Annotated in this window: 20 protein-coding genes, 1 other RNA gene, 1 riboswitch and 2 other annotated features; of the genes, 6 read left to right on the top strand and 15 right to left on the bottom strand. The window is 32.5% G+C overall.

Annotated features, from left to right (window positions below; all coding sequences use genetic code 11):
* The first annotated feature begins 1 nt into the window (after position 1).
* Both ABF633_RS04030 and ABF633_RS04025 read left to right on the top strand, forming a co-directional pair.
* Positions 2-1,567 (top strand): ImmA/IrrE family metallo-endopeptidase, encoded by a 1,566-nt coding sequence (locus ABF633_RS04030; RefSeq protein ID WP_415522263.1) that lies wholly within the window; start codon positions 2-4, stop codon positions 1,565-1,567.
* On the top strand, positions 1,567-2,472 hold the full coding sequence (locus tag ABF633_RS04025) for a GIY-YIG nuclease family protein (protein ID WP_415522261.1): 906 nt from the start codon (positions 1,567-1,569) through the stop codon (positions 2,470-2,472). The genes ABF633_RS04030 and ABF633_RS04025 overlap by 1 nt, the downstream gene beginning before the upstream one ends.
* Positions 2,473-2,728: 256 nt before the next feature.
* Here ABF633_RS04025 and rlmD read toward each other — a convergent pair whose 3' ends face one another.
* A complete protein-coding gene (rlmD, locus tag ABF633_RS04020) occupies positions 2,729-4,087 on the bottom strand; it encodes a 23S rRNA (uracil(1939)-C(5))-methyltransferase RlmD (RefSeq protein WP_415522259.1) in 1,359 nt (452 codons plus the stop codon).
* A 338-nt stretch (positions 4,088-4,425) separates the two neighbouring features.
* Positions 4,426-4,833 (bottom strand): hypothetical protein, encoded by a 408-nt coding sequence (locus ABF633_RS04015; protein WP_415522257.1) that lies wholly within the window; start codon positions 4,831-4,833, stop codon positions 4,426-4,428.
* 518 nt (positions 4,834-5,351) lie between these two features.
* Between ABF633_RS04015 and ABF633_RS04010 the strand changes: the two genes are divergently transcribed.
* Positions 5,352-7,268, top strand: a complete 1,917-nt coding sequence (locus tag ABF633_RS04010) for an LTA synthase family protein (protein WP_415522255.1) — start codon at positions 5,352-5,354, stop codon at positions 7,266-7,268.
* A 213-nt stretch (positions 7,269-7,481) separates the two neighbouring features.
* Complete coding sequence (locus ABF633_RS04005) at positions 7,482-8,303, top strand: sulfite exporter TauE/SafE family protein (protein WP_415522253.1); 822 nt, start codon at positions 7,482-7,484, stop codon at positions 8,301-8,303.
* Between the two features lie 192 nt (positions 8,304-8,495).
* Here ABF633_RS04005 and ilvD read toward each other — a convergent pair whose 3' ends face one another.
* The 5 genes from ilvD to ilvC form a co-directional block, all read right to left on the bottom strand.
* Positions 8,496-10,145 (bottom strand): dihydroxy-acid dehydratase, encoded by a 1,650-nt coding sequence (gene ilvD / locus ABF633_RS04000; RefSeq protein WP_415522251.1) that lies wholly within the window; start codon positions 10,143-10,145, stop codon positions 8,496-8,498.
* A 15-nt stretch (positions 10,146-10,160) separates the two neighbouring features.
* A complete protein-coding gene (gene leuB / locus ABF633_RS03995) occupies positions 10,161-11,234 on the bottom strand; it encodes a 3-isopropylmalate dehydrogenase (RefSeq protein ID WP_415522249.1) in 1,074 nt (357 codons plus the stop codon).
* A gap of 159 nt (positions 11,235-11,393) precedes the next feature.
* Positions 11,394-11,888 (bottom strand): 3-isopropylmalate dehydratase small subunit, encoded by a 495-nt coding sequence (gene leuD, locus ABF633_RS03990; RefSeq protein WP_415522247.1) that lies wholly within the window; start codon positions 11,886-11,888, stop codon positions 11,394-11,396.
* On the bottom strand, positions 11,888-13,156 hold the full coding sequence (gene leuC / locus ABF633_RS03985) for a 3-isopropylmalate dehydratase large subunit (RefSeq protein WP_415522245.1): 1,269 nt from the start codon (positions 13,154-13,156) through the stop codon (positions 11,888-11,890). Before leuC ends, leuD begins: the two co-directional genes overlap by 1 nt.
* A 454-nt stretch (positions 13,157-13,610) precedes the next feature.
* Positions 13,611-14,615, bottom strand: a complete 1,005-nt coding sequence (ilvC, locus tag ABF633_RS03980) for a ketol-acid reductoisomerase (protein WP_415522243.1) — start codon at positions 14,613-14,615, stop codon at positions 13,611-13,613.
* A 495-nt stretch (positions 14,616-15,110) separates the two neighbouring features.
* Positions 15,111-15,310 (top strand) — a binding site (T-box leader).
* A 24-nt stretch (positions 15,311-15,334) separates the two neighbouring features.
* Positions 15,335-15,531: a binding site (T-box leader), on the top strand.
* A 48-nt stretch (positions 15,532-15,579) separates the two neighbouring features.
* Here ilvC and ilvB point away from each other — a divergent pair.
* Positions 15,580-17,238, top strand: a complete 1,659-nt coding sequence (gene ilvB, locus ABF633_RS03975; protein WP_415522241.1) for a biosynthetic-type acetolactate synthase large subunit — start codon at positions 15,580-15,582, stop codon at positions 17,236-17,238.
* 43 nt (positions 17,239-17,281) lie between these two features.
* Here ilvB and ABF633_RS03970 read toward each other — a convergent pair whose 3' ends face one another.
* Positions 17,282-18,649, bottom strand: coding sequence for an NCS2 family permease (locus ABF633_RS03970; protein ID WP_415522239.1), 1,368 nt, complete (start codon positions 18,647-18,649; stop codon positions 17,282-17,284).
* 115 nt (positions 18,650-18,764) lie between these two features.
* A riboswitch (purine riboswitch) is annotated at positions 18,765-18,865 on the bottom strand.
* A gap of 337 nt (positions 18,866-19,202) precedes the next feature.
* Here ABF633_RS03970 and ABF633_RS03965 point away from each other — a divergent pair.
* Positions 19,203-20,102: a DMT family transporter gene (locus ABF633_RS03965; RefSeq protein WP_415522237.1), complete on the top strand. Its 900-nt coding sequence runs from the start codon at positions 19,203-19,205 to the stop codon at positions 20,100-20,102.
* Positions 20,103-20,223: 121 nt separating this feature from the next.
* Here ABF633_RS03965 and ABF633_RS03960 read toward each other — a convergent pair whose 3' ends face one another.
* From ABF633_RS03960 to rpoD, 7 genes are all read right to left on the bottom strand, one after another.
* Positions 20,224-21,402 (bottom strand): trans-sulfuration enzyme family protein, encoded by a 1,179-nt coding sequence (locus ABF633_RS03960; protein WP_415522235.1) that lies wholly within the window; start codon positions 21,400-21,402, stop codon positions 20,224-20,226.
* 349 nt (positions 21,403-21,751) lie between these two features.
* Positions 21,752-22,105, bottom strand: an RNA gene (gene rnpB / locus ABF633_RS03955) — RNase P RNA component class A.
* A 51-nt stretch (positions 22,106-22,156) separates the two neighbouring features.
* Positions 22,157-22,891, bottom strand: a complete 735-nt coding sequence (locus ABF633_RS03950) for a zinc ribbon domain-containing protein (RefSeq protein ID WP_415522233.1) — start codon at positions 22,889-22,891, stop codon at positions 22,157-22,159.
* A gap of 141 nt (positions 22,892-23,032) precedes the next feature.
* Entirely contained in the window at positions 23,033-23,848 is an 816-nt protein-coding gene (locus ABF633_RS03945) for a Nif3-like dinuclear metal center hexameric protein (protein ID WP_415522232.1), read from the bottom strand.
* Positions 23,839-24,528, bottom strand: coding sequence for a tRNA (adenine(22)-N(1))-methyltransferase (locus ABF633_RS03940; protein ID WP_415522230.1), 690 nt, complete (start codon positions 24,526-24,528; stop codon positions 23,839-23,841). The genes ABF633_RS03945 and ABF633_RS03940 overlap by 10 nt, the downstream gene beginning before the upstream one ends.
* A 217-nt stretch (positions 24,529-24,745) precedes the next feature.
* Entirely contained in the window at positions 24,746-25,636 is an 891-nt protein-coding gene (locus tag ABF633_RS03935; protein WP_415522228.1) for a PH domain-containing protein, read from the bottom strand.
* Positions 25,637-25,739: 103 nt separating this feature from the next.
* Complete coding sequence (gene rpoD, locus ABF633_RS03930) at positions 25,740-26,861, bottom strand: RNA polymerase sigma factor RpoD (protein ID WP_415522226.1); 1,122 nt, start codon at positions 26,859-26,861, stop codon at positions 25,740-25,742.
* Positions 26,862-26,866: the final 5 nt, after the last annotated feature.

Genomic DNA, 26,866 nt, shown 5'->3' with positions numbered 1-26,866 from the left:
TATGGCTGAAAGAAAAAATCCATTTATGCCATTTATTGATGATTTCGATCAAGAGGCAGAAAAGTTTCTAAGAAAATATAATTGTGCTGAGGCTATTTATACCCCTATGCCTATTCCTATTTGGGATATTGCCACAAAACTTATGGCTTTAGACATCGTACAGACTGAAAACTTATCTGCAGAGAGCAATGTACATGGTGCCATTGCTTTCACTAAAGGAATTATAGAGATATACGATTGGCTTGAGCAGGAGTATATAGGATATGAAGTCAAAAAGGGTACTGTATTCTTAGATGCAGATATGCTAAATAATGGTCGCATCAATAATACACTTGCTCATGAATGCTTTCACTGGTATAAACATAGAGCCTATTTTGTTTATCGCTGTACTCATGAAGCTGGTGTTGAATTTGGATTTCGCTGCGATAATAAATTACATCAAACAGACAATCAAAATTCATGGTCAGATGAAGAAAAGATGGAATGGCAGGCTCGTACTATCGCTCCTAAAATCTTAATGCCAAAAAAGGCTACAATAAAGAAAATTGATGAATTGTACAAAACTGCTTTAAATGCCAATGTATCAGCTGACCGTTTTTCAGTTACAAAATGTGTTATAAATGAGCTAGCATCATTCTTCCAAGTTTCAAAACAATCTGCTGCTATACGAATGACCGAACTGGGGTACCATGAAGCATCAGAATTCTATCATTACGATGAGCAGGAAAGCCAATCACATCAGCATCGGAGACATCGGCATTCAAAAGCCAAACGATATCAGCAGAAAACCACTCCTGCTGAAGCCTTTGAATTATATTGTAGTAATGATTTCCTAAGGGCAACTATAAATACTGGATCATTCTGTTATGCTGAAGGTTATTTTGTATTAAAAGATAGCAAGTACATCATCTTGGACAATAACAAGATTAGTCTAACAGAATATGCAAAAGACCATCTTTCAGAATGTACACTGGACTTTTCTACAAAGCTGGTAAATGAAAATGAAAGATACGATCACGCAACTCCTTTGTACATGATGTACCGCATAGATATGCAATATATCAAATTGCCTACATACGACTCCACTCCCCAAAACATGGAGATGTTTAATAAGGCAAAAGCATTAGAAAATGTAACTGCTGAATTTGAATCAGACTATACTCGTGCAAGAATAGTAAATCAAACAACAACACAAAGAATGTGGTCATATATTCAAGCAGCCAAATGGAATACATCTATTTTCCAAGATAGAACATTACTTGGACCTATGGATTATTCCCGTGTTCAAAAGCCTGAACATATTTTCAAGATTGAGGCATATACGGCAATGGCGGTCGGCTTGAAATTATCACTTACTGAAGCAAATAGTGCCTTGCAATTATCTGGGATGGTATATAGTCCTACTATTAGAGAACATTATGCATATATGTATATTCTTACATCCTTTCATGGATGTTCTATACATGAATGTAATGAAGTATTGCAGACACTAAAAGTACCTACACTTGGCGCTCACTCTCGAGATGAAAAAACTAAAAAACCTAAAAAACAAAGGAGGCTACCATAATGGCTGCTACAAGAGGAAAAAGTATCAACCTGTTCCTCATGGATGGTGATGCAAACGGACGCATAAAATGTACGCTCGCTAACTGGACTGGTGTTGCTTATAAAATTCCACGTACAGAACTTGATAAATGCAAGGAACGAGATGATCTTAAGCAAAGTGGCGTTTATTTTCTATTCGGAACATCAGATCAGACGGGAGAAAATGTTGTATATATAGGCCAGGCAGGAGCAAGGAAAAATGGCGAAGGAATTCTTTATCGCTTATTAGAGCATAAACGCAACCCAGAGAAGGATTACTGGACGGAAGCCATTGTATTCACAACCTCCAATAATTCATTTGGTCCTACAGAAATAAGCTATCTTGAAAATCGTTTTTGTAATCTTGCTACGCAGGCAAACCGATATATTATAAAGAACGGAAATGACCCAACTCTAGGAAATATTACTGAGGAAAAAGAGAGTGAATTAGAGGAATTCGTAGATTACGCTAAAATCATCATGGGTACACTTGGGCATAAGGTGTTTGTGCCTTTCAGTGAGCCTAAATCTATCACTTCAGAAGTTGATACAAAGACCGATGAAGAAATTATTCTATATCTTAAGAGGAAAAGCAGAAAAAGCGGCCAAGTCATTGAGGCATCTTGCAAACAAACCAGCGAAGGCTTTGTTGTACTCAAAGGTAGTCATATTGAAACAATAGATTCCCAAAGCATCCCTGCTGGAATAAAAGATGCTCGTAAAAATGCAAAAATTGATGAACATGAAGTATTACAAGATGATGTTCTATTTCACAGCCCTTCCTACGCTGCTGCTTTTGTTATAGGCGGTCATGCTAATGGTTTAACTGAATGGAAAACCGCGGAAGGCAAAACACTGAAAGAAATCGAAGAAGAATCTGACAAATAATAAACAGCCAATCTCACCGGAAAAGACAATGCCACGAGATTGGCTGTTTTGCATCCATCTATCCTGCATCCTCAACCTGTCTCACATCTAAACCAACTCCTCAACCTACCCAATAATAATCCTATCCACTCAACTATACTCCATTGACATGTTTCCTGTCACCAATAAAACATAATAAAATCGAGAGTCGGAATCATTGCCTAACCAACTCCAACTCTCGAAAGCCCTTACTTCAAGCCTTTTCAGTCCTTTACTTCTATTTCTTTGTTATCAATACAACACACTCCACGTGCCCAGTCATCGGGAACATATCCATCCCCTTAACTCTCTCCACCTTATATCCGCTATCTATAAGCTTTCTAAGATCCACCATCAAAGTCTTAGGATTGCAGGAAACATATACGATCTCCTTAGCATCAAATTTTATTACATAATCTAAAGCCTTTGGATGTACGCCTGGTCTTGGTGGATCTAGAATTATTACGTCTGGTTTATCCTGAAGTTCCTGTATTACTTTGGCTACATCTCCTGCAATAAAGCTGCAGTTATCTAAATTGTTCAGCTTTGCATTTTCATTGGCAGCTTTTACTGCTTCTTCTATGAGCTCAATGCCTATAACTTTTTTTGCATTTTTAGCTGCTGCAATTTGGCCAATGGTTCCTGTGCCGCAGTATAGATCAAAGATTAGTTTTGAATCAGCTTCACCTACAAAGTCCATAACTATGCTGTAGAGTTTTTCAGCCCCCAAAGTATTAGTTTGAAAGAATGACAGTGGTGATATTTTAAATTTAAGACCAAGTATCTCTTCAATTATATAGTCTCTTCCGTAAAGTATATCAATCTTATCTGCTGCTACCACATCAGAAAAAGAATCGTTAGTAGTGTGAAGAATTCCAACTACATTAGCTTCAAGCTTTAAGGAGAACAGTAATTTAACAACTTCTTCTTTATCAAAGGAACCTTGAGAAGTTGTTACAAGATTGACTAAAATTTCTCCAGTGTGCTCTGTTCTTCTGATTACAAGATTTCTCAGATATCCTTCTCTTTTCATTATTTTATAATAAGTAGACTCTTTATCTCTAAAATAGTTTACAATAGTATCCAAAATTTTTCTAAAATCCGCATGAACAAGAGTGCATTCATGAACATTTACAATTCCAAAGGCCTTGTTTTTCATGTGCATACCTAAAGTGAGCTCTCCACCCTTTTCCATATCTCCAAAGCTGAATTCCATTTTATTTCTGTATTCAAATTCCTTTGGACTTCTACCTATGCCTTCATAGATAAAATCGTCTATTTCTGCATCCTTGAATAATTTTAAAAGTTGCTTTTCTTTTAAGTTTATTTGCTTATCATAATCAATAAACTGGTGGGTGCAACCTCCACAGACTCCAAAGTGGACACATTTAGGTTCCACTTCTCCTTCAATTGTATTAAGCGCTTTTATAAGCTTTGCTTCACCATATTCCTTTTTTAATTTTTTAACCTTTCCCAAAACCTTTTGACCTGGTACGGCGCCTTTTATGTATATTTTTCTATCCTCACTGTATGCAATACCCATACCTGGAAATTCTATATCTACTACATCAAATTCATATTCTTCATGTCTTCTCAATCCTGATCGCTCCTAGATTATTTATACTTTTATTTCATTGTAAAACTTATTTATTTTAATCATATAAAAATAAATAATCAGTCAAATATACTAGCATACTGACTAGCTATTTATTTGAATGTACCTTAATTCAATTTCAAGACTTTCTAACAGTAATGCAGATACTCCCATTAAGTACAATGGGAGTATTACATCAGTTAGTCATCAGATAACTTTTTAAGATAAAAATTCACCTTATGAACTGGCGTATTAAATTACTTACTAAAATTAAATACCCGAAATTTTATAAAAAATGTTTATGAATCCTAAAATAATATAATATTATTAAAAGTTGATACTTATTTCGTAATTTTTAAATGTGCTAATTTTTCTCCAAAAGTACTTGATGCTTTTGCTTTATGCATTATTGTGTTGTAGATTATGTTAACAACTACAAAGAGAATAATAAACATACCTTCTTTGTCTTGAACAAACAGTCCAAAAAGCCTTAAAATGAAATCCCCAATAAATAATACTGCTGCAGATATTCCTAAAGAAATAGCCTGATCTACTACGATACTTATAAAGGAATCCTTTCCATTTACAGAATTTGTTTCCTTTTCAACCTTAATTTCTTCTTTAGCTTCTTCCTTTTTTTCTACAGTTCCTGTTTCTACTTCATCTAACTCATTAGATGATGCAGGTGTTATTTCAGTTATATTTTCTTTTTCGATTTCCTTGTTTTCATTATTATTTTCCATGCTCATTTATCCTATCCTCCTGATTATTTAATATTATAATTCCATTTAAGGCATCTGAAAATGAATAACAAGTCAAAGATGCGACGTATATTTTCAATCCAACAAGGAGAAGATAGTGAGCTATCTGAGGGTTCTGTTGACACAGTAGGATTCAAAATAGACTAGCATACTGACTTAATTATTTTTTGAAGCTGCCTAATTATGTATGTATATATCTTCGCTGATGTATAGAAATAAATTAATGTTCAGCAGCAAAATATATTATTAATATAGCTTACACATATGATTATAACATTATTATGCAATAGTATATGGCATATGTAAATACATATTTGCTAAATATACTGTAACATTTACACTTGATATTATTAATTTTTTTAACTATAATATGTAGGAATTATTATATTACTAAATATTTATTTACAAAAATAATTTACATTTTATTTTTATCCTATACATAGTTACAAGTTATATTAGAATAGTGTACTTTTGTATAGTTTATTTTATAGGGGGTTCAAACACTAATGCACATAAACAATAATGCCACAGCAAAAATCAAAAAATTTTTCATTAATAATTTAGATATAGTTTATTTTATAATTATACTATCAATAAAAGCCTTTAATTTCGATAAATCTATTTCCCCTACATATTTTAGTTATTTTTATGTTGGTTCGGCTACTATATCTTCTGTAGTTATTCTTGGAAGCATCGCTTTAATTTTTAAAAATAATACTAGGACAAGACTTCTCTACATATTTAATATAATTATAAGCATAATTATAATTGTAGATACTGTTTATTATAGGTATTTTAAAGATGTAATATCCCTTGGAGTTGTAAGAAACGGCTTTCTTTTAGGAGGCGTTGGTGCCAGTGTAAAACAGCTTATTAGTCCTACTGATTTCCTATATCTTTTAGATGTCTTCATATTAATCCCACTGTTAAGATTCTATAGGAGAGTAGATAGGCCAAATCCAAAATTTTTAAAAAGATTGGCTATGTTTCTAATAGTATTTGCTGTTTTTACATCTATAGATGCAAAAAAAATCTATGATTTATCTGTAGAGCAGCCAAACCTTATATCTACAATGTTTAACAGGATTTATCTCACCCAGCGCCTTGGAACAGTAAACTTTCATGTACTTGATGCTTACAATGTAATCAAGACAGGTATATCCAATATGCAGAAATTGCCTCAAGAAAGGCAAGATGAAATAAAAACTTATCTGGAAAAGAAGAATTCCTCTACAGGAACAAATTTTAAAGGTGTTGGAGCCGGTAAGAATCTAATAGTAATTCAAGTAGAAGCATTACAGCAATTTGTAATAAATCAAAAGATTAATGGTCAAGAAATAACACCTAATCTCAATAGATGGATAAATAAGAGTATGTACTTTGACAATTACTTTTACCAGGTAGCAGCTGGAAATACTTCAGATGCAGAGTTTTTATCAAATAATTCACTATATCCTGCGGCCTCTGGTGCAGCTTACTACATGTACTCCGGTGATACTTACAGTTCTCTTGCCAAGGAAATGAATGATAAAGAATATTATACTGCTGTATTACACGGTTATCAGGAAGGATTTTGGAATAGAAATGTAATGTATAAAGCTGAAAAATTTGATGATTTTTATGGAGAAAGAACTTACAATATTAATGATACTGTAGGCCTTGGTCTAAGTGATAAATCTTTCCTTAATCAAGCCTTTGATAAATTAAAAACTTTTTCTCAGCCTTATTTTGCCTTTACCATAACCTTAAGCAGCCATTATCCTTATGATGATGTAAAAGGATATGATAGGGAAACTACAGGAACCTTTAATGCAGGCAAATATGATAATACTTTATTTGGTGATTATCTTAAGGGAATACATTACACCGATCAGCAGCTTGGAATGTTTTTAGACAAACTTCAAGCCTCTGGTATGCTTAATAATTCTATTGTTATGCTATATGGAGATCATTATGCCATTCCTAAAAATGACATGCCTTCACTATATGATTTCGAGGGTATTAAAAATCCAACAGATTTAGATTGGTATGAACTCCAAAAGGTTCCAATGTTTATCCATTTCCCTGAGGATGCCAACAAAGGAGTAAATCATTTATATGCTGGTCAAATTGATTTGTTCCCTACTATAGCTAATTTATATAATCTTCCTAACAAATATATGCTTGGAAAAGATTTACTAAACAGTACTGAGGGAGACGTAAAGTTCAGAAATGGTTCCTTTACAGATGGAAAGTCTTTTTACGTATCCTGGACAAATACCTTTTATAATATAGCAAATAAAAAGGTTATACCATCTAATCCTGATTTGGATGCCAAAAAGGATACAACTCTTAAAGAACTTCAGTATTCTGATGATATTTTAAATCATAATCTTCTAAAGAAATTTTTACAGGAAGATAGTCAAGGTAATACAAGTAAATAGAAAATAATTACTATTGTACAAAGTATTTTAATATTAATTTATGAGAAAAGCACTATGAAGGTCTATACTATTCTTAGTGCTTTTCTTACTTTTAACCTAATGTGTAGAATTCTCCTGTTCTCTATAGTATAGTTAGAATATCTCCTTACTTCCTTTTTATAATTATGTTAAAATAATATATAGCTTACTACATAGAGAGGATGTCTTATTAACATGTATATTTTACAACTATATAATTACCCTGTGCTTTCACTGGCAAAAAACATATTTACTCAAATAAATCTAAGTACTTTGGCACTATTATGCGTATTTGGTTTTATTGCAGCCGCTGTGGATTCAATTGCTGGAGGCGGTGGTTTGATAAGCCTTCCTGCTTTTTTACTGGTTGGGCTTCCTACCAGATTGGCTTTAGGTACAAATAAATTCTGTTCAACCTCTGGTACACTGATGAGTTCTTTTGAATATGGTAAAAACAGCAAAATGAATTTTAAGCTGTTAAAATACTTATTTCCTTTTACTTTTCTTGGAGCTGCACTTGGAGTTTTAGTTGTTCTAAATATAAATGAAACCTTTGTGCAGTCTCTAGCACTAATATTAATTTTATTTGTAGGTTTATTTAGTATTTTTTCAAAATCAAGAGGTATTACAAATAATTTTAAAGGTTTAAATATTAAAAACATTTTTCTTGGTATATTACTAGCTTTTGCCATAGGTTTTTATGACGGTTTCCTAGGACCGGGTACTGGTTCATTTCTGATTTTTGGACTTATAAGTATATTTGGATTTGATTATATTAACGCCAGTGGAAATGCAAAATTTTTAAATTTAATAAGCAATATAACTGCTTTAATATTATTTGCAGTACATGGACAAGTGAATTATATTTTAGCAATTCCAGTAGCAATTTGCATGATTTTTGGTGCAAAATTAGGTACAAGACTTGCTTTACTTAAAGGTGCTAAAATAATAAAACCTGTATTTATAAGCATGTCCCTTGCTGTGGCTGTAAAGATGTTAGTTTCAATACTTAGTTAAACTATATTTTTAGAAATTTGAGTTTTATAATTACTAGTCACCAACAATTAAAGCACATCATATCTTGCAATAGATTATATTCACAATAAATAAATTTATAGAAAATTAGAGTAAATAAAAAATCACTATCAAAATTGTTAAAATAAATCTTGATAGTGATTTTTTATAGTTTATTCTTTTCCACTTATAATATTATCTTTCAAATATAGCACCTTTATCCGCAGAAGAAACTCCTTCAGCATATCTCTTTAGATAGCCAGTAACTTCTTTTACTTTAGTTTTAGGTACTCTCTTTTTAAGCTCTTCTTCATCTACTAAAAGATTTAATGTTTTCTTATCCATATCAATCTCTATAATATCGCCTTCTTGAACATAAGCTATAGGCCCACCAAGAGCAGCCTCTGGTGATACGTGGCCAATAGATGCACCTCTTGTAGCACCGGAAAATCTTCCATCAGTTATAAGAGCTACAGTTTTATCCATACCCATTCCAGCAAGTAAAGATGTAGGAGAAAGCATTTCTCTCATACCAGGTCCGCCCTTTGGTCCTTCAAATCTTATGACAACTACGTCACCATGATTAATTTCTCCGCCAAGTATAGCTTTTGAAACCTCTTCTTCACTATCATATACTCTAGCAGGACCCTTATGCTGCATCATCTCTGGTGCAACAGCTGCCTTTTTAACTACAGCACCATCTGGAGCTAAGCTTCCCTTTAATACTACAAGGCCACCTGTAGGGCTATAAGGATGGTCATATCTGATTACGTCATTATTTCTTACTTTTGCATTTTTTACATTTTCATAGACAGTTTTACCTGTAACAGTTAAGCAATCTTTGTTAATTAATTCTTTATCTATTAATGAATTAATTAATGCAGGTATTCCTCCAGCAAAATGGAAATCTTCAATATGATGATGTCCAGCTGGACTTAATTTACAAAAATCTGGTGTTCTAGCACTTATTTCATTTACTCTATCAAAATCAATAACTATGCCAACTTCATTAGCTATAGCAGGTAAATGAAGAAGTGAATTTGTAGAACATCCAAGAGCCATATCTGCTGTAATAGCGTTCATAAATGCCTCTTCTGTAAGTATTTTTGATGGTGTTATATCTTCTTTCACAAGGTCTACTATTTTCATTCCTGATTTTTTAGCAAGTCTCATTCTTTCAGAATAAACTGCTGGTATTGTACCATTATAAGGGAGTGCAAGTCCAAGTACCTCTGAAAGACAGTTCATTGAATTAGCAGTATACATACCTGAACATGATCCGCAAGTTGGACATGCTGTATCTTCAAGCTCTCCAAGTTCTTCTTCAGTCATTTTTCCAGCTTTTACTGCTCCTACTGCTTCAAAAAGACCGCTTAAGTCTGTAGGTTTTCCACAAGTATTTCCTGCAAGCATTGGTCCACCGCTTATAACTATTGCAGGAATATCAAGTCTTGCTGCTGCCATCATCATTCCTGGCACTACTTTATCGCAGTTAGGTACAAGCACTATTCCGTCAAAAGCATGAGCACTTGCAACTATTTCTACGCTATCAGCAATTATCTGTCTTGAAGGTAAGGAATAACTCATTCCCTTGTGATTCATAGATATACCATCACATACTCCAATAGTTCCAAAAGTAACTGGGACACCACCGGCCATTCTTACTCCATCTTTTACTGCCTGAACAACTTTATCCAAATTCATATGTCCTGGTATTATTTCACTGTATGAACTTGCAATACCAATAAGTGGTTTATTCATTTCTTCATCTATAAAGCCTAATGCTTTAAAAAGTGATCTATGTGGAGCTTTTTCTAATCCTTTTCTAGCTGCATCTGATCTCATATAAAATTTCCTCCTCTATATTTGTTCAAGAACTAATTTTCCCATTTCTGCAGTTCCTACTTTTTTAGTTCCTTCAATATATATATCAGCTGTTCTATATCCTGCATTCAATACTTTTTCTACTGCTGCTTCCACATCTCTTGCAGCCTCTGACATGTTAAGAGAATATTCCATAAGCATAGCAGCTGAAAGTATCTGTGCAAGAGGGTTTGCTATATCTAGTCCAGCTATATCTGGTGCAGAACCATGTATAGGCTCGTACATTCCGAAGCTGTCTTCTCTTATGCTTGAAGATGCCAGCATTCCTATAGAACCTGTTATCATAGAAGCTTCATCTGATAATATATCTCCAAATATATTGTTTGTCAATATAACATCAAATTGAGAAGGCTTTCTAACCAACTGCATAGCAGTATTATCAACATACAAATGATTTAATTCTACCTCAGGATATTCCTTAGCTACTTCATTTACAGTTTTTCTCCATAATCTTGATGCATCAAGTACATTGGCTTTATCTACTGAAGTAACTTTCTTTCTTCTCTTCATGGCAGCTTTAAAAGCAGAATGTGCTATTCTTTTAACTTCTTCTACATTGTATTTTTCTGTGTCATAAGCTGTTTCTATTCCATCTATCTCTTTAGTGCCTCTGTCACCAAAATATATACCGCCTATAAGTTCTCTTACTACTAACAAATCAACGCCTTCATCTATTATTTCATTTTTTAAAGGTGAGGCAGCTTTTAATACATTATAAACCTTTGCAGGCCTTAGATTTGCATATAATCCAAGTGCACCACGTAATCCTAGAAGAGCTCTTTCCGGTCTTTTAGAGCCTTCAAGATTATCCCATTTTGGTCCACCTACAGCACCTAAAAGTACAGCATCACTGCTTTTGCATTCATCTATTGTTTCCTTAGGAAGAGGCTCTCCACAAGCATCTATAGCATCTCCACCTGCTTTAACTTCTACAAAATTAAATTTTGTATCATATTTTTCCCCAACCTTAGTAATTACCTTTACAGCTTCTCTTATAATATCCGGGCCTATACCATCACCAGGTATAACTGCAATTTTAAATTCTTTCATCTATAACTAGTCTCCTTATATTCATATTAATTTTGCCATTTTTTACTAAAACAAAACAATTTTTATTATATCTGCAGATTAATATTAGTAGTTTATAATTATACCACTATTTAAATCTTTAAAAATCAGAAAACAAAATTATATTTATTAACATTAAAATTATTTGAAGCTTCCATTTTTAACGCAATTTATCAAGCCTTCATTTTCCATAATATCTATCATAAACTGTGGATAGGCCTGAGCTTTATATTCTTTGCCTAAAGTAATATTCTTTATAATGCCACTAGTAAAATCAACTTCAAGTTCATGTCCGTCTTTTGCATCATCAACAGCATCATCACATTCAAGTATTGGAAAACCTATATTTATAGAATTTCTATAGAATATTCTTGCAAAACTCTTAGCTACAACGCAAGACACTCCTGCTGCCTTTAGTGCGATAGGTGCATGCTCCCTTGAAGATCCACAGCCAAAATTTTTGTCTGCAACTACTATGTCACCTTTATTTAATTTTTCCAAGAAATTTACATCCAAATCTTCCATACAGTGTTTTGCAAGTTCCTTTGGATCTGATGAATTTAAATATCTTGCAGGAATTATAACGTCTGTATCAACATTATTTCCATATCTTAAAACTTTACCCTTTGCCTCCATTATAATACCTCCTCTGGTGAAACAATTTTTCCTGCTAATGCAGATGCTGCTGCTACTGCCGGACTAGCCAAATATACTTCACTTTCAGGATGTCCCATTCTACCTACAAAGTTTCTATTAGTAGTAGATATAGCCCTTTCCCCTTTAGCTAGTATTCCCATATATCCTCCAAGACATGGTCCACAAGTTGGTGTACTTAACACAGCTCCAGCTTCAACAAATATTTTTGCAAGACCTTCTTCTATAGCTTGAAGATATATGTTTTGAGTTCCCGGAAGTATTATCAGTCTTACTCCTTTTTTAACCTTTTTACCCTTTAAAATTTCTGCTGTAATCCTTAAATCCTCTATTCGTCCATTAGTACAAGAACCTATAACAGCTTGGTCTATTTTTACATTCCCTACATTATCTATAGTTCTTGTATTGTCTGGCAAGTGAGGGAAAGAAACTGTTGGCTTTACTTCACTTAAATCTATTTCAATTACTCTTGAATATTCAGCATCCTCATCAGCCTCAAATATTTTCCATTCTCTATTTGTTCTATCTTTTATATACTCTATAGCTTTTTCATCTACTGGAAATATTCCATTTTTAGCTCCAGCTTCAATAGCCATGTTTGCTATGGTAAATCTACCATCCATTGATATCTCTTTTACACCTTCTCCTACAAATTCCATGGACTTATAAAGAGCACCATCTACTCCTATCATTCCAATTATGTGAAGAATAAGATCCTTACCACTTACCCACTTATTAAATTTGCCCTTTAAAACAAATTTTATTGCTTCCGGTATTTTGAACCAAGCCTTTCCTGTGGCCATTCCCACAGCCATGTCTGTGCTGCCCACTCCTGTAGAGAAAGCCCCTAATGCTCCGTAGGTACAAGTATGTGAATCTGCTCCTATAACTATATCTCCAGGAATTGTAAGACCTTTTTCAGGTAAAAGTGCATGCTCAATGCCCATTTCTCCAACTTCAAAATAGTTTACTATTTCCATCTCCTGTGCAAATTCTCTCACCAATTTACAATGTTCAGCAGATTTTATATCTTTATTAGGTGTGAAATGATCTGGCACTAAGGCTATTTTATTTTTATCAAAAACTTTATCAAGTTCTAATTTTCTAAATTCTTTAATAGCAACAGGACTGGTAATATCATTACCTAAAACTAGATCTACATCAGCATTTACTAATTGTCCTGCCTCAACGTAATCAAGTCCCGCATGTGCTGCTATTATCTTTTGCGTCATTGTCATGCCCTTTTTCATATACCTTTTCCTCCTTGGGTTTAAGACTATATTTAATAATAATTTTACATAATAATCGGTTTTTCACTATACTTTAAAACTAGACTATATACTATTATAAACTTTTCTATTATATAATTAAAATACATATTAATTATGTCTGTTATAACTATAGGTTATTTTACAAAACAATTGATCTTTAAAAATATAGTATTATATTATTCTTATAATTTCAATATTCAGTATATTCCAACTCTTTAATTGATCATTCTGTTTATATTTTAATTATTTAATAATTTAAACTACTGCTTAATAATTTAGTTTTTTACAGTTGTATTGTAAAGCACACTCTCAAATCAATTTACATATTCAATATATTAGAAAACCAAGTTTATTTTTTAATTATTAAACTTGGTTTTCTGAAAATACTATATTTAAATATTTTTATTATGTTAAATTATCTTTTAAAAAGCTATTATACTAACTTTTCTTTATCGCTCCAAGACATCATTTTTCTAAGTTCAGCACCAACTGTTTCTAATTGTTGGTCTCTATCCATTCTCTTTCTAGCATTGAAGTATGGTCTTCCAATTTGATTTTCTAAAAGCCAATTTTTAGCAAATACACCTTGCTGAATATCCTTTAATACACCCTTCATAGCTTTCTTAGTATCTTCTGTTATTATCTTTTCACCAGTAACATAATCACCGTACTCTGCAGTATCACTGATAGAATATCTCATTAAGTTAAGTCCGCCTTGGTTTATTAAGTCTACGATTAATTTCATTTCGTGGCAACATTCAAAATATGCCATTTCTGGTTGATAGCCTGCTTCAACTAATGTTTCGAAACCTGCTCTTATAAGAGCTGTTACTCCTCCGCACAATACTGCCTGCTCACCGAAAAGATCTGTTTCAGTTTCTTCTTTAAATGAAGTTTCTATAACTCCAGCTCTTGCTCCACCAATTCCAAGTGCATATGCAAGTGCTATATCTCTAGCTTTTCCTGTTGCATCTTGGTGAATTCCGATAAGACATGGTACCCCTTTTCCCTCTAAGAACTGACTTCTTACTGTATGACCAGGTCCCTTTGGAGCTATTAAGAATACATCCACATTCTTAGGTGGTACTATTTGACCAAAGTGAATAGCAAATCCGTGTGCAAATACTAATGCTTTTCCTTCAGTTAGATTTGGTTCTATTGATTCTTTATAAAGCTTACCTTGCTTTTCATCATTTATAAGAATCATTATTATATCTGCTTCCTTTGCTGCTTCCTCAGAAGTAGTAACTTTTAGACCAGCTGCTTCAGCCTTTTCCCAAGACTTGCTGCCTTTATAAAGTCCAACAATAACATCAACTCCACTTTCATGCAAGTTAAGCGCATGAGCGTGGCCCTGGCTACCATAACCAATTACAGCAACCTTCTTTCCTTTTAGAAATCCTAAATTACAATCCTGTTCATAATAAACCTTTGCCATTATAAAATGCCCCCTAAATTTATTTTAAAAAATTTTTAAATTTTTTATGAGCTGATACCATTTACTATTTTACTACATTTGATGCATAATTAAAAAGCTTTTAATTTGTATTTTTTATAAAAAATTTATTTTTTTAATATATTTTATATTTTTTTACAAATTTCGGAACACCATACTCATTGCCTAGAATTATAGTTATTTATTTGAATGTGCCTTAATACATGATTAAATTTCACTAACTATAATACACAATAAATAAATGCATAACTTAGAAATTAACGCATTTTAAAAGTGTTATCAACTTTTCCAAAATCGTAACACCAAAATTTTAAATTGTCAACCTGTATGAATATATTTTTTAAAGTATCAATATTCACGAAATATTATATTATATTTTTAATAAAACATATGAAAAATTGAACAAATAAAAAGTTTTAGAAAATATCATTGACATATTTTTATGATGATAGTATATTTATACGTAAATATTAGTTTTGAAAAACCTTGAAAGGGAAAAGTAAGTATAAGAGATGTCCAAAAGAGAGCAGGGGCAGCTGAAAACCTGCGGATAATTGTATACCGAAACTCACCCTGGAGTTGCAGACTGAATTAAGTAGGTTGTGCCGGCATGTAGCCGTTATATAAATTAAGTAATAAATTGGGTGGTACCGCGAAACAGTCTCCTCGCCCCAGGAAGGATGGCTGTTTTTTATTTTAAATTAAATGCTATGATAGGGACTAGTATACATAAGGATATCCAAAAGAGAGCGGGGGCAGCTGAAAACCTGCGGACAATTGTATGTTGAAAATCACCCTAGAGCTGCAGGCTGAAATCAGTAAGCTGTGCCGGTCTATTGATCGTTATTTTTACAAGAAAAATTTTGGGTGGTACCGCGAACAGACACTCGCCCCAGGGCATTGTGTCTATTTTTTTATACTTTTTTAATATTAAGGGGGATTTAAATTGAAATTATCAGGTGCGCAAGTACTATTAGAATGCCTAAAGGAACAAGGAGTTGACGTGATTTTCGGTTATCCAGGTGGAGCTGTATTACCAATATATGACGCTTTATACCATGAGAAAGAAATAAAACATATATTAACTGCTCATGAGCAAGGCGCCACTCACGCTGCTGATGGTTATGCAAGAGCAACTGGAAAAGTCGGTGTTGTAATAGCAACCTCAGGGCCTGGTGCTACTAATACAGTTACAGGAATTGCTACTGCCTTTAGTGACTCAATACCACTAGTAGTTATTACGGGGCAAGTTGGTAAATCCTATCTTGGAAAGTCTTCTTTTCAGGAGGTTGATATAACAAGTATAACTAAGGCAATAACTAAAGAAAACTACATTGTACAGGATCCCGAAAGCCTTTCAGACACTATAAGAAGAGCTTTTAAAATAGCCTCAACCGGTCGTCCAGGTCCTGTACTTATAGATATTCCAAAGGATATACAAAATACTATTATTAATTATTATCCTTTAACCGAAACTGTTAAAGATACTTTGCCTGAAACTGGCGATTTATCTCAAGCTGTTAATCTAATAAAAGCATCAAAGAAACCTGTTATCTATGCTGGAGGTGGAGTTATAAGTTCTAATGCTTCTAAGGAATTATACGACTTTGCAAAAAAAATTCAATGTCCTGTATCCTGCTCTCTTATGGGTCTTGGAGGTTTTCCCGGGGATGATCAATTGTTTCTTGGCATGGTAGGTATGCACGGAACTTATACCTCTAACTATGCATTTTCTAATTGCGATCTTCTTATTGCCATAGGTTCACGTTTTAGTGATAGAGTTACAGGCAAGGTTACCTCCTTTGTGCCAAATGCCAAAATAATTCATATAGATATTGATGCTTCTGAGTTCAGCAAAAATTTACCAGAGGATGTTTCCATAAGAGGTGATGTGAAAACTGTACTCACAACTTTAATCTCTTCCTTAGAGGAGAAATGTGAGCCACAATGGCTGGAACAAATTAACCTTTGGAAAAATTCTCATCCACTTATGTATAAAGAAAACACTAGTGTAAATCCTCAAATTTTACTGGATAAATTGCATAAGTTTACGGAGGGAGACTGTATAGTTACTACAGAGGTTGGTCAAAATCAGATGTGGACTGCACAATTTTTTAAATTTTTAAATGCAAGAAGCTTTATTACCTCTGGGGGACTTGGAACCATGGGCTTTGGACTTGGTGCTGCTATAGGTGCCTGTATAGGCAGTGATAATAAAAAAGTAATAAATGTGGCTGGTGACGGCAGTTTTAGAATGAATTGCAATGAACTGGCAACCTTAGCAAAATATAAACTTCCAGTAATTCAGCTTGTTTTAAATAATCATGTACTGGGTATGGTATATCAGTGGCAGGATATGTTTTATAACAAAAACTTTTCCCAAACTGTATTTGATTCCACACCAGACTTTTGTAAACTTGCAGCAGCTTACGGAATAAAATCCTTTAAAATATCTTCTAATGATGAAATAGATTCTGTACTAGAAACTGCTCTTTCTTTAAATGAACCTGTAATAATTGATTGTGAAATATTAAAGGAAGAAAAAGTACTGCCTATAGTTCCTCCTGGTTCTGCAAATACAGATTTGATTGAACTTGAAGATTAAAAAAAGTTGGGATATAATTCCCAACTTTTTTTAATATGAAATTCTATTCTGGTAATATTAAGAATCTTATTATGAATATTACAGCTAATATATAAATCAATGGGTGTACTTTCTTACCCTTTCCAGTAACTAATTTTACTATTGGATAAGATATTATGCCTGCTGCTATTCCGTTAGCAATACTATAAGTAAAAGGCATAATTACTATAGTAAGGAATGCAGGAAATGCTTCAGTAAAATCCTCAAAATTAATTTTTGTAATTGAACCCAGCATCAAAACTCCTACAATAACAAGTGCTGGAGCCGTTGCCTGTGCCGGAACCATACCTACAAGACCTGAGAAAAATAAAGCAAACAAGAATAATACTCCTACTACTAATGATGTAAGCCCTGTACGTCCACCTTCTGCCACGCCCGAGGTAGATTCTACATAAGTTACTACAGTACTAGTACCAAATACTGAACCTACTGTTGTAGCTACTGCATCACATATAAGCGCCTTTGGCATATTTTTAACTCTTCCATTTTCATCAACCATATTTGCCTTTTGTGCTGTTCCAACTAAAGTTCCAAGAGTATCAAATAAGTCAACCAAGCAAATTGTTATAACTACCATTAATACACTGACTATTGCTCCTACAACACCTGCTTTACCTAGTCCAAGAAGTCCACCAAAATCCATTTTTAAAAATGTAGGTGCTATACTTGGAGGAAGACCCACAAGCTGGCTAATTGGTACCGGATGAGTTATTTTAAGAGGTATACCAATAATTGTTGTAACTAATATACCTATTAAGATTGAACCCTTAACCTTTTTTGCCATAAGTATTGCTGTAATGACAATACCTATTAGTGTAAGGGTGGCACTTGGCTCAATAAGTTTACCAAAGCCTACCAATGTAGCTTCATTGGCAACTATAATACCACCATTTTTAAGTCCAATAAGTGCAATAAAAAGACCAATTCCACCTGAGATAGCAAATTTTAAAGTTTGAGGCAGTGCATCTACTATCTTTTCTCTTATAGAAGTTAAGGTAATTATTATAAATAATACACCTGAAATAAAGACTGCTGCTAATGCCTGCTGCCATGTATAATGCAGCGTAAGGCATACAGTGTAAGTAAAGAATGCATTAAGTCCCATGCCTGGAGCCTGTGCAAAAGGCAAATTAGCATACAATGCCATTATAATAGTTCCCACAGCTGCCGCTATGCAAGTTGCAACAAAGACTGCATTTGCATCCATTCCAGTAAGCTTAAGTATACTTGGGTTTACAAATATAATATAAGCCATAGTAATAAATGTAGTAATACCTGCTACAATCTCTGTTCTTGGATTTGTCTTGTTCTCTGACAATTTAAAATATGATTCCAAAAATGATTTGTTTTGAGTTTCTTCCCCGTTTGTCAAAAGTCATTCCTCCTTAAAAATAAATATAGAATAAAGCAAAAAAACCCGTCATGAATATATAATTACATCCATTAACGAATCTTATTTTAAATTTTCCTGTGAAGAAAATTTAAAATATTAACTTAGATTCATCCATAGTCAAAGATTTAAGGTACCTTGGTAGAAACTCTTGACCCATATTGTCAAGATTATACGGATGTTTTAACATTACGTGAAGAATTTTAACATTTAACATTTCAAAAGTCAACCTAATTTTTATTTTATACTGTTATAAATTAATTTTGTATTGAATAAATGATAATACCGTACACCCTAATTAATATCTGCTGTGCAGCATTATATGCTTAGCTTTATGAAAGATTCTAATGCAATATTGATAATCGTTTTCTTTAATATATTTGCATGAATAAAAAAAATATATGTCATTATTGATTATATGTATAATTTAAAAAACAATTTATATATTATTTTTAATAAAAAATTAGTATTAAAGAGGATTTTGAAAAAGATATCTATTATAATTGTAATAGATAAAATAAGGAGGCATTTTTCAATGAAAACTAAATACTTTTTAGCAATAATTTTATTATCAGCCTTATGGGGCTTCTCTTTTCTATTTATGAAAATCAGTTCCCCGGAAATGGGAGCAATCTTTACAACAAATTTAAGGGTTCTAATATCTGCCATCACCTTGATAATTGTCTGCTTCTTAAATAAAGATAAGATATCATTTTTAAAAATGTGGAAAGAATATTTTATTTTAGGTCTGTTAAATGCAGCACTGCCCTTTGCCCTTATATGCACTGCTGAATTACATATAACTGCATCATTAGCCGCAATCTTGAATGCAACTACACCAACCTTTACGGCTATTGTTTCAGTAATTTGGAGCAAAGAACATTTAAATATAAAAAAGGTACTTGGTCTAATTTTAGGTTTTTTAGGAGTTATAGTTCTTGTTGGATTAACAAGTACACATGTTAAAAATATATGGATATATGCTCTTTTGTCTATATTAGCTGCATTTTCCTATGGATTTGTAGGGGTATATTCTTCCTTAAAAGTTTCCAAAAATGTACCTCCCCTAAATTTAGCTCTCGGCCAGCAATTAGCTGCTACAATAATATTGTTACCTTTTAGCATTTTAACTCTGCCTAAGCAAGTACCTAGTTCTAAAGCAATTATTTCTGTTATTTTATTAGGTATACTTTGTACATCTATTGCTTATTTAATATACTTTTATCTAATTAAGCAGGTTGGTGCAGTAAAAACCTTAAGTGTAACTTTTTTAGTTCCTGCATTTGGCATTATATGGGCTGCCCTCTTTTTAAGAGAAAAAATTACTATTCAAAATGTTATTGGATTAATAATTATAATTTTAAGTATTGTTTTAATTAACAATAGAATTCCATACAAGAAAAAAATACAAGCTCTTAGAAATAAAGCTGTCTAATAACTACCATAAATCTTAGAAATTACATTTAAAATTTAATTGATAATAAAAGCACCATGGAAATTCGTAAAGATTCCGTAGTGCTTTGTTATAATCATAAAAGTTTAGTTATAATTGAATTTTACAATCCACATTTCTCAAAGGCTTGCCTTAAATCATTTATAATATCCTCTGGATCTTCAAGGCCCACACTAAATCTAAGATGTCCCTCTTTAAATTCCTCTGGATAAAAGTGATTTCTTTCATCATCAGGTCCAGTGTAGACAATTAAACTTTCATCATGCCCAATGGATACCGCAGAAATAACAATTTCCAAAGAATTTACAAATTTATTATGGGTTTCCACATCTGCCTTTAGACCAAAAGATATAACTCCAGAAAACATACTCATCTGTTTCTTTGCAATTTCATGTTGTGGATGACTTTTAAGCCCAGGGTAAGCAACAAATTTTACTGCTGGATAACTCTCCAAAAACTCTGCAATTTTAAGTGCACTTTCACTATGTTGTTTCATACGTAAAGGAAGTGTTACAACACCACGCATTATTAGCCATGCATTAAAAGGACTTATGGCACCTCCTACGTTTACCATAGCCTCACGTTTAATCTTATCTATGAGTTCTTTCTTACCAATTATACCTCCACCCATAGCATCTCCATGTCCATTTATATACTTTGTCAAACTGTGAACCACAAGATCTGCTCCAAGCTCAAGTGGATGCTGTAAAAATGGTGATGCAAAGGTACTGTCTACTGAAAGTAAAGCTCCTGCCTTTTTCGCAATCTTTGATATCTCTTCAATATCACTTATTCTAGTAGTAGGATTTCCCGGAGTCTCTATATGTATAAGTTTAGTATTTGGTCTTATTGCCTTTTTTATCTCATCTATATTTGAACTATTCACAAGAGTAGTTTCTATACCATATTTATCAGGTAAATATTCATTTAATAACCTATATACTGCTATGTATGAAACATTAGAACAAATTACATGAGACTCCCTATTTAAAAATGTAAAAAATACAGCAGAAAGTGCAGCAACGCCGCTAGCTAGCACAACACAATCCTCTCCACCCTCTAAAGCTGCTAATCTCTGTTGAAGATATATCTGATTGGCAGAAGTATTTCTAGTATAAACTAAATTATTTGGATCACTCCAATTAAGAGTTGATGCATCTTCTGGAAGTCTATAGCTATTTGCCATAGTAAGTGGCCTTCTTATTGCTCCAGTTTCTTTATCTATATCATTACCAACATGGACACATTTTGTAATAAAGCTAATTTCATTTTTATCGGCCATAATATATCCAACCTTTCCTATGTGTTTTATAAATATTATAAAACATTTAAGAAAAAATAACAACCACAATATTAGCAGCATCCTAAAAAATATATATATTTTATTATAAGTGAATAAACAATAGTTATATGGTAATAATGTTAAATGTAGTCTTCATGAAAAATCACTTTTCAAAAGACCTAGGTTTTACTGAGCCTAGGTCTTTAAATTTTTCTAAAGAACATATAAATTCTGTAAGAGAAAATTTTCCCCATCCAATTGTATCATGTAGAATTTAATGTAATTCTCATAGAAGACTCTAAATAAGTTATACTAAAAAAACACCAGGTATAAAACCTGGTGTTTTCAATGGACGAGCACGCCTGTAAGCCGAGTTCTGTGTTAGACAATCATCTATCTAGGCCTATTGTTACCATATAGGCTCAAGCGATACACCCAAAGACGGAACGGGCCGTTCCATAAAGTCTTTCTATTCGATCTTGCTCCAGATGGGGTTTACATAGCCACATAGTTGCCAATGTGCTGGTGAGCTCTTACCTCGCCTTTCCACCCTTACTAGTATAGCTAAAAGCTACCTTTAGCGGTATATCTCTGTTGCACTTTCCTTAGAGTCGCCTCCACCAGGAGTTACCTGGCACCCTTGCCCTATGGAGCTCGGACTTTCCTCTCCTGCAAAAGCAGCAGCGATTGTCTGGCTTACTCGCAGATAATATAATATCATATTACAATGAGAAAATCAATGCTTTTTTGAATTTCATTTAGCTTCTTTCAACTTTTTTCCATCATCATATATTAAAATCCTTCCACAGTTATCACAGTACACTATTTCTTTTCCTTTATATATATTATCCAAAGTAACTGATGAAACTCGCATTTTACAGCCTTCACAAATTTCATTTTTTAACTTTACTACTGCAACTTTTCTCTTATCAATCATAGAATAAAATACTTTTAACTCATTTTCTGGAATTATTTTCTTCAATTCCTCTACTCTATTCTCTGATTCCTGTAACTTATCTTTTGCATCATTTATTTTTTCGCTAGTGACTTTTTTATAATTATAAAAATTATTTTTAACATTTATTAAATCCATTTTAAGTGACTCTATATCTAACTTTAATTTTTCTTCTACTTCTAAAAGCTCTATAGCTTTATCCTCTAAAGTTTTTAATTTCTCCTTGTTAATTTCAATATTGCTTTGAAGTGCATTTATAGCTTTTACATCATTATCAGCATTATTATATAAATCATGTTCATTTTTATCTATTTTATTTTTTAAACTTCTTAAGTCCTTACCTATAGAAGTGTATTCAACTTTTAAATCTTCAAGAGCTTTGCGTTTTCCATTATATTTATTCTTCATATTCTCAAATTCTTTTTTCATCTTTTTTAATAGATAAAGATATGATCCATCATTTAAGACCTTTCTGCTCTCTTCAATATCCTGATAACACCTTTGAAGCTCAAGTAATAATTTTGAATTACCCATAGTAATCATTCCTCCCTGATTCTATAATAAGTAAGATTATTTTACACTCACTATAAATAGTGTTAGAAATAACAAATATTAAGCATCTATATATTTTATCTATATAAAACAAAATGAAGCAGAAATAGCATTAAGCTATTCCTACTTCGTTTTGTATGGATTTCTTGTAACTTCTGATAATACTACAGAATTATTATATCCTAATTTATTAATTCCATTTTCAAGAACAGAGGCTACTTTCTTTAATGCAGGCCATTCTGTTCCAAAATGTCCTGCATCAATAACAGCTATACCCATTTCAGCATAATCACTAGCATAATGATAAGTCACATCTCCTGTAATTATACAATCTGCACCTAATTCTCTGCTTATATCCATATAAGCAGTTCCACTGCCATTAATCAATGCTATTTTTTCAATAGGGCTTTCTTCCTCACCAATATATGCTAAATGAGTAAGTTCCAGCTTCTCCTTTACCAATTCGCATAACTCAGAAAGTTTAATTTTTTTATCTAAAACTACAATTCTTCCAATTCCAGAATTTCCATCATTGAAGCCTTCAATTGTTGATAGTTCTATTACTTCTGCATTAGAAAACCCTAAAATTTCTACTAATATGTCGTTTAGTCCACCCTTTACAGAGTCTAAATTAGTATGGGTGGAATATAAATCTATATCATTTTTAATTAATTTTATAATCTTTTCTCCAAGGAGAGTCCCCGTAGTTATTGAATTAGGTCTTTTGAAGAGTAGAGGGTGATGTGTAAGTATAAAATTACATTTTTTCCTCTTAGCTTCCTCAATAACAGTTAAAGTACAATCCAGTGCAACTAAAATGGAACTTATATTTTTCTCGAAATTTCCGACCATAAGTCCAACATTGTCATAATTTTCGCTTAATTTTTTAGGTGCAACTTTCTCCATAATGGAACAGATATCTTTAACTCTTAAAGGCATTTCAACAACTCCTTAAGTTTTATAATCTTTCCTTCTAATTCACATTTTCTACTTATTGCAAGTTTACTAGTATAATTTATATCATTTAATATTTTATCATACTTTCTGATTTTAAAAAAGATATATTTTTTTAAAAGTGGATGTTTTTTTTCTAATAGTTTTTTACTTATTTCACAATATATATCATCAAACTTTTCAAATTTATTGTCATAAGCGATTTTTATAATCTCATAGTATTTATTCTCATCAACACAAAGTTCCTCGTCAATTATATTATAGCCATTTTCCAGGATATATTTTCTAAGTACATCTACATTCTGAACAGGCTGCAAAATTACATAATCTAAATTTTTAAAAACCTCAATACTATCTTCTAATATATCTCTTATTAAATTTCCACCCATCCCTGCTATAATAGCACAATTTACCTCTTGTGGTAAAATCGTAGTAAGTCCGGCTCCCAACCTACATTGTATCTGATCTGATCTATGTGCAAAATAAATATTGCGTTTTGCCTTTTCTACAGGCCCCTTATTTATATCAGAGGCAATGGCTCTATTACAAATCCCCTGTTCCACCAAATATATAGGTAAATAAGCATGATCTGTACCTATATCTGCAACGCATTCACATTTTCCAACCATATTTGCAATACTTTTCAATCTATTACTTATGTCCATCTCTACACTCCCATATACAATACTTCATTAGCTTAGGCATATTCAAAAAATAACTAAGTCAGTATGCTAGCCTATTTTGAATCCTACGACCTCAGCAGAACCCTCAGATAGCTCACTATCTTCGGAACCTGTTTCCTTGTATGATTCAAAATATACGTCGCATCTTTGACTTATTATTTATTTTCATATGCCTTATTATTTACTTTAACATCAATTATTAAATAACCCTTGATATTATTCTTTGCTGAATTAATAAAAAAATTAAAGCTATAGCAAGAGAAACATATAAATATTTATAGGAGGATTCTCTATGATGCTTTGCACTAAAATGTGCAGCAAAATACATGCACAATAATATGGCTGTATTAAATGCTCCATAACTCATTTGTCTGAATAAAAAGTCTCTGCTTGTACCAATAATAGTTGGCTGAAATTTTATATTAAAGCTTAATGGCATAGACGAGGGAAGCAAATTTTTATAATAAAGTATGGCTGGACGTAATGTAAAAAATACAATTATAATTATTGACGCAAGAAGCGGTATCATGAAATGCTTATCCCTGTACAGATTCACAGGTTTATTTGATTTTGCATACCAATCCCCTATAGAAATATTCTCAGATATTAATCTATTTTCAAAACTTTTAAAGCTTTCAGGGGAAACTCCGTACACCCCTTGATTATTCTTTAAAAAAAATATATTTTTACTGGAAGTCACATACATGTTTACAAATCCTAGCTTTTTAAAAAAACATTTTCCTATAACGAAATTTTTTTTGCCATATCCACTTAATTTTACTGCCTCAATACTCCCACTGGATTTACTGTATTTCTCCATTTCCTTGAAGGGCAGAATAGTTTTTTTCATTCCCCCAAAAGTTATTATATAAAAAGCCTCATCATCTACAGCATAATTAAGAGTAACAAACAGTGCCACATGGTAAAATTGATATATATTAAAAACAATTAAAAAGGCTCTTAAAAAAATATTAAGCACATAATCATTTAAATATATAGAACCTAAGCCAATGAGAATATCAAATAATAAGGTTATAAAAATTATAAATTCCATGCCTTTTCTTCTATCCAAGGGTTTAAAATATTCCATCCTATCACCTTCTCCAAAATTATTATAGCATAAAAGAAATATTATTAAAACTCACTGAAAAAACTGCAACCCCCTTTACCTGATTGCAGTTTTTCGCAGATTATCAATCTAAATAATCTTTTAACTTTTTACTTCTGCTTGGATGCCTTAATTTTCTAAGTGCCTTTGCTTCTATCTGTCTTATTCTCTCTCTTGTAACATTAAACTCTTTTCCAACTTCTTCAAGAGTTCTAGCTCTTCCATCATCCAGCCCAAATCTAAGTCTAAGTACCTTTTCCTCACGGGGAGTTAGTGTGTCAAGTACATTTATAAGTTGCTCCTTAAGCATAGTGAAGGCAGCTGCTTCTGCTGGTGCTGGTGCTTCATCATCCGGAATAAAATCACCAAGATGGCTATCTTCTTCTTCACCTATAGGAGTTTCAAGAGAAACTGGCTCTTGAGCTATTTTCATAATTTCTCTTACTTTATCCACGGGCATTTCCATAATCTTGGCAATTTCTTCTGCCTGAGGTTCTCTACCAAGTTCTTGAAGAAGCTGTCTTGAAACTCTTATTAATTTATTGATTGTCTCTACCATGTGTACTGGTATTCTTATAGTTCTTGCTTGATCTGCTATAGCTCTTGTAATAGCCTGCCTAATCCACCAAGTAGCATAAGTACTAAATTTGTATCCTTTTCTGTAGTCAAATTTTTCTACAGCTTTTATAAGCCCAAGATTTCCCTCTTGTATTAAATCCAAAAATTGCATTCCTCTGCCTACATATCTTTTTGCTATACTTACCACAAGTCTTAAATTAGCTTCAGCTAATTTTTTCTTTGCTACCTGATCTCCTTCTTCTATTCTCTGTGCAAGATTAATTTCCTCATCAGGAGATAATAGTGGTACTTTGCCAATTTCCTTGAGATACATTCTAACAGGATCATCTATAGCTATTCCTTCTGGAACTGATAAATCTAATTCTTCTTCTTCAACTTCTATATCTTGAATATCTCCAATAATATCAATACCCATTGTCTCTAAAACTTCATATACCTTCTCAATTTGCTCTGGACTTAAATCTATATTCTCCAGTTCATCCATTATTTCCTTATAAGTTAAATTACCTTTTTTCTTACCTTTATCTACAAGTTTTTTTACAAATTGCATTTTTTCACTTTGAGTTTTTAAATTTGCCTCTTGCTCTACACCCTTAACTTCTACTTCACTTTGTTTCTTTTCTTTCATGGAAA

It is taken from the genome of Clostridium sp. (genome assembly GCF_047718555.1).
Taxonomy (GTDB): Bacteria; Bacillota; Clostridia; order Clostridiales; family Clostridiaceae; genus Clostridium_I.
The sequence above is the reverse complement of the archived record's forward strand: the minus strand, read 5'-3'. Positions and strand labels throughout refer to the sequence as shown.

Excerpts from the sequence above, each read along its gene's own strand:
- ABF633_RS04030 (WP_415522263.1), top strand. The coding sequence starts at position 2 with ATGGCTGAAAGAAAAAATCCATTTATGCCATTTATTGATGATTTCGAT.
- ABF633_RS04025 (WP_415522261.1), top strand. The coding sequence starts at position 1,567 with ATGGCTGCTACAAGAGGAAAAAGTATCAACCTGTTCCTCATGGATGGT.
- ABF633_RS04015 (WP_415522257.1), bottom strand. The coding sequence starts at position 4,833 with ATGAGCATGGAAAATAATAATGAAAACAAGGAAATCGAAAAAGAAAAT.
- ABF633_RS04010 (WP_415522255.1), top strand. The coding sequence starts at position 5,352 with ATGCACATAAACAATAATGCCACAGCAAAAATCAAAAAATTTTTCATT.
- ABF633_RS04005 (WP_415522253.1), top strand. The coding sequence starts at position 7,482 with ATGTATATTTTACAACTATATAATTACCCTGTGCTTTCACTGGCAAAA.
- ilvD (WP_415522251.1), bottom strand. The coding sequence starts at position 10,145 with ATGAGATCAGATGCAGCTAGAAAAGGATTAGAAAAAGCTCCACATAGA.
- leuB (WP_415522249.1), bottom strand. The coding sequence starts at position 11,234 with ATGAAAGAATTTAAAATTGCAGTTATACCTGGTGATGGTATAGGCCCG.
- leuD (WP_415522247.1), bottom strand. The coding sequence starts at position 11,888 with ATGGAGGCAAAGGGTAAAGTTTTAAGATATGGAAATAATGTTGATACA.
- leuC (WP_415522245.1), bottom strand. The coding sequence starts at position 13,156 with ATGAAAAAGGGCATGACAATGACGCAAAAGATAATAGCAGCACATGCG.
- ilvC (WP_415522243.1), bottom strand. The coding sequence starts at position 14,615 with ATGGCAAAGGTTTATTATGAACAGGATTGTAATTTAGGATTTCTAAAA.
- ABF633_RS03965 (WP_415522237.1), top strand. The coding sequence starts at position 19,203 with ATGAAAACTAAATACTTTTTAGCAATAATTTTATTATCAGCCTTATGG.
- ABF633_RS03960 (WP_415522235.1), bottom strand. The coding sequence starts at position 21,402 with ATGGCCGATAAAAATGAAATTAGCTTTATTACAAAATGTGTCCATGTT.
- ABF633_RS03950 (WP_415522233.1), bottom strand. The coding sequence starts at position 22,891 with ATGGGTAATTCAAAATTATTACTTGAGCTTCAAAGGTGTTATCAGGAT.
- ABF633_RS03945 (WP_415522232.1), bottom strand. The coding sequence starts at position 23,848 with ATGCCTTTAAGAGTTAAAGATATCTGTTCCATTATGGAGAAAGTTGCA.
- ABF633_RS03940 (WP_415522230.1), bottom strand. The coding sequence starts at position 24,528 with ATGGACATAAGTAATAGATTGAAAAGTATTGCAAATATGGTTGGAAAA.
- ABF633_RS03935 (WP_415522228.1), bottom strand. The coding sequence starts at position 25,636 with ATGGAATATTTTAAACCCTTGGATAGAAGAAAAGGCATGGAATTTATA.
- rpoD (WP_415522226.1), bottom strand. The coding sequence starts at position 26,861 with ATGAAAGAAAAGAAACAAAGTGAAGTAGAAGTTAAGGGTGTAGAGCAA.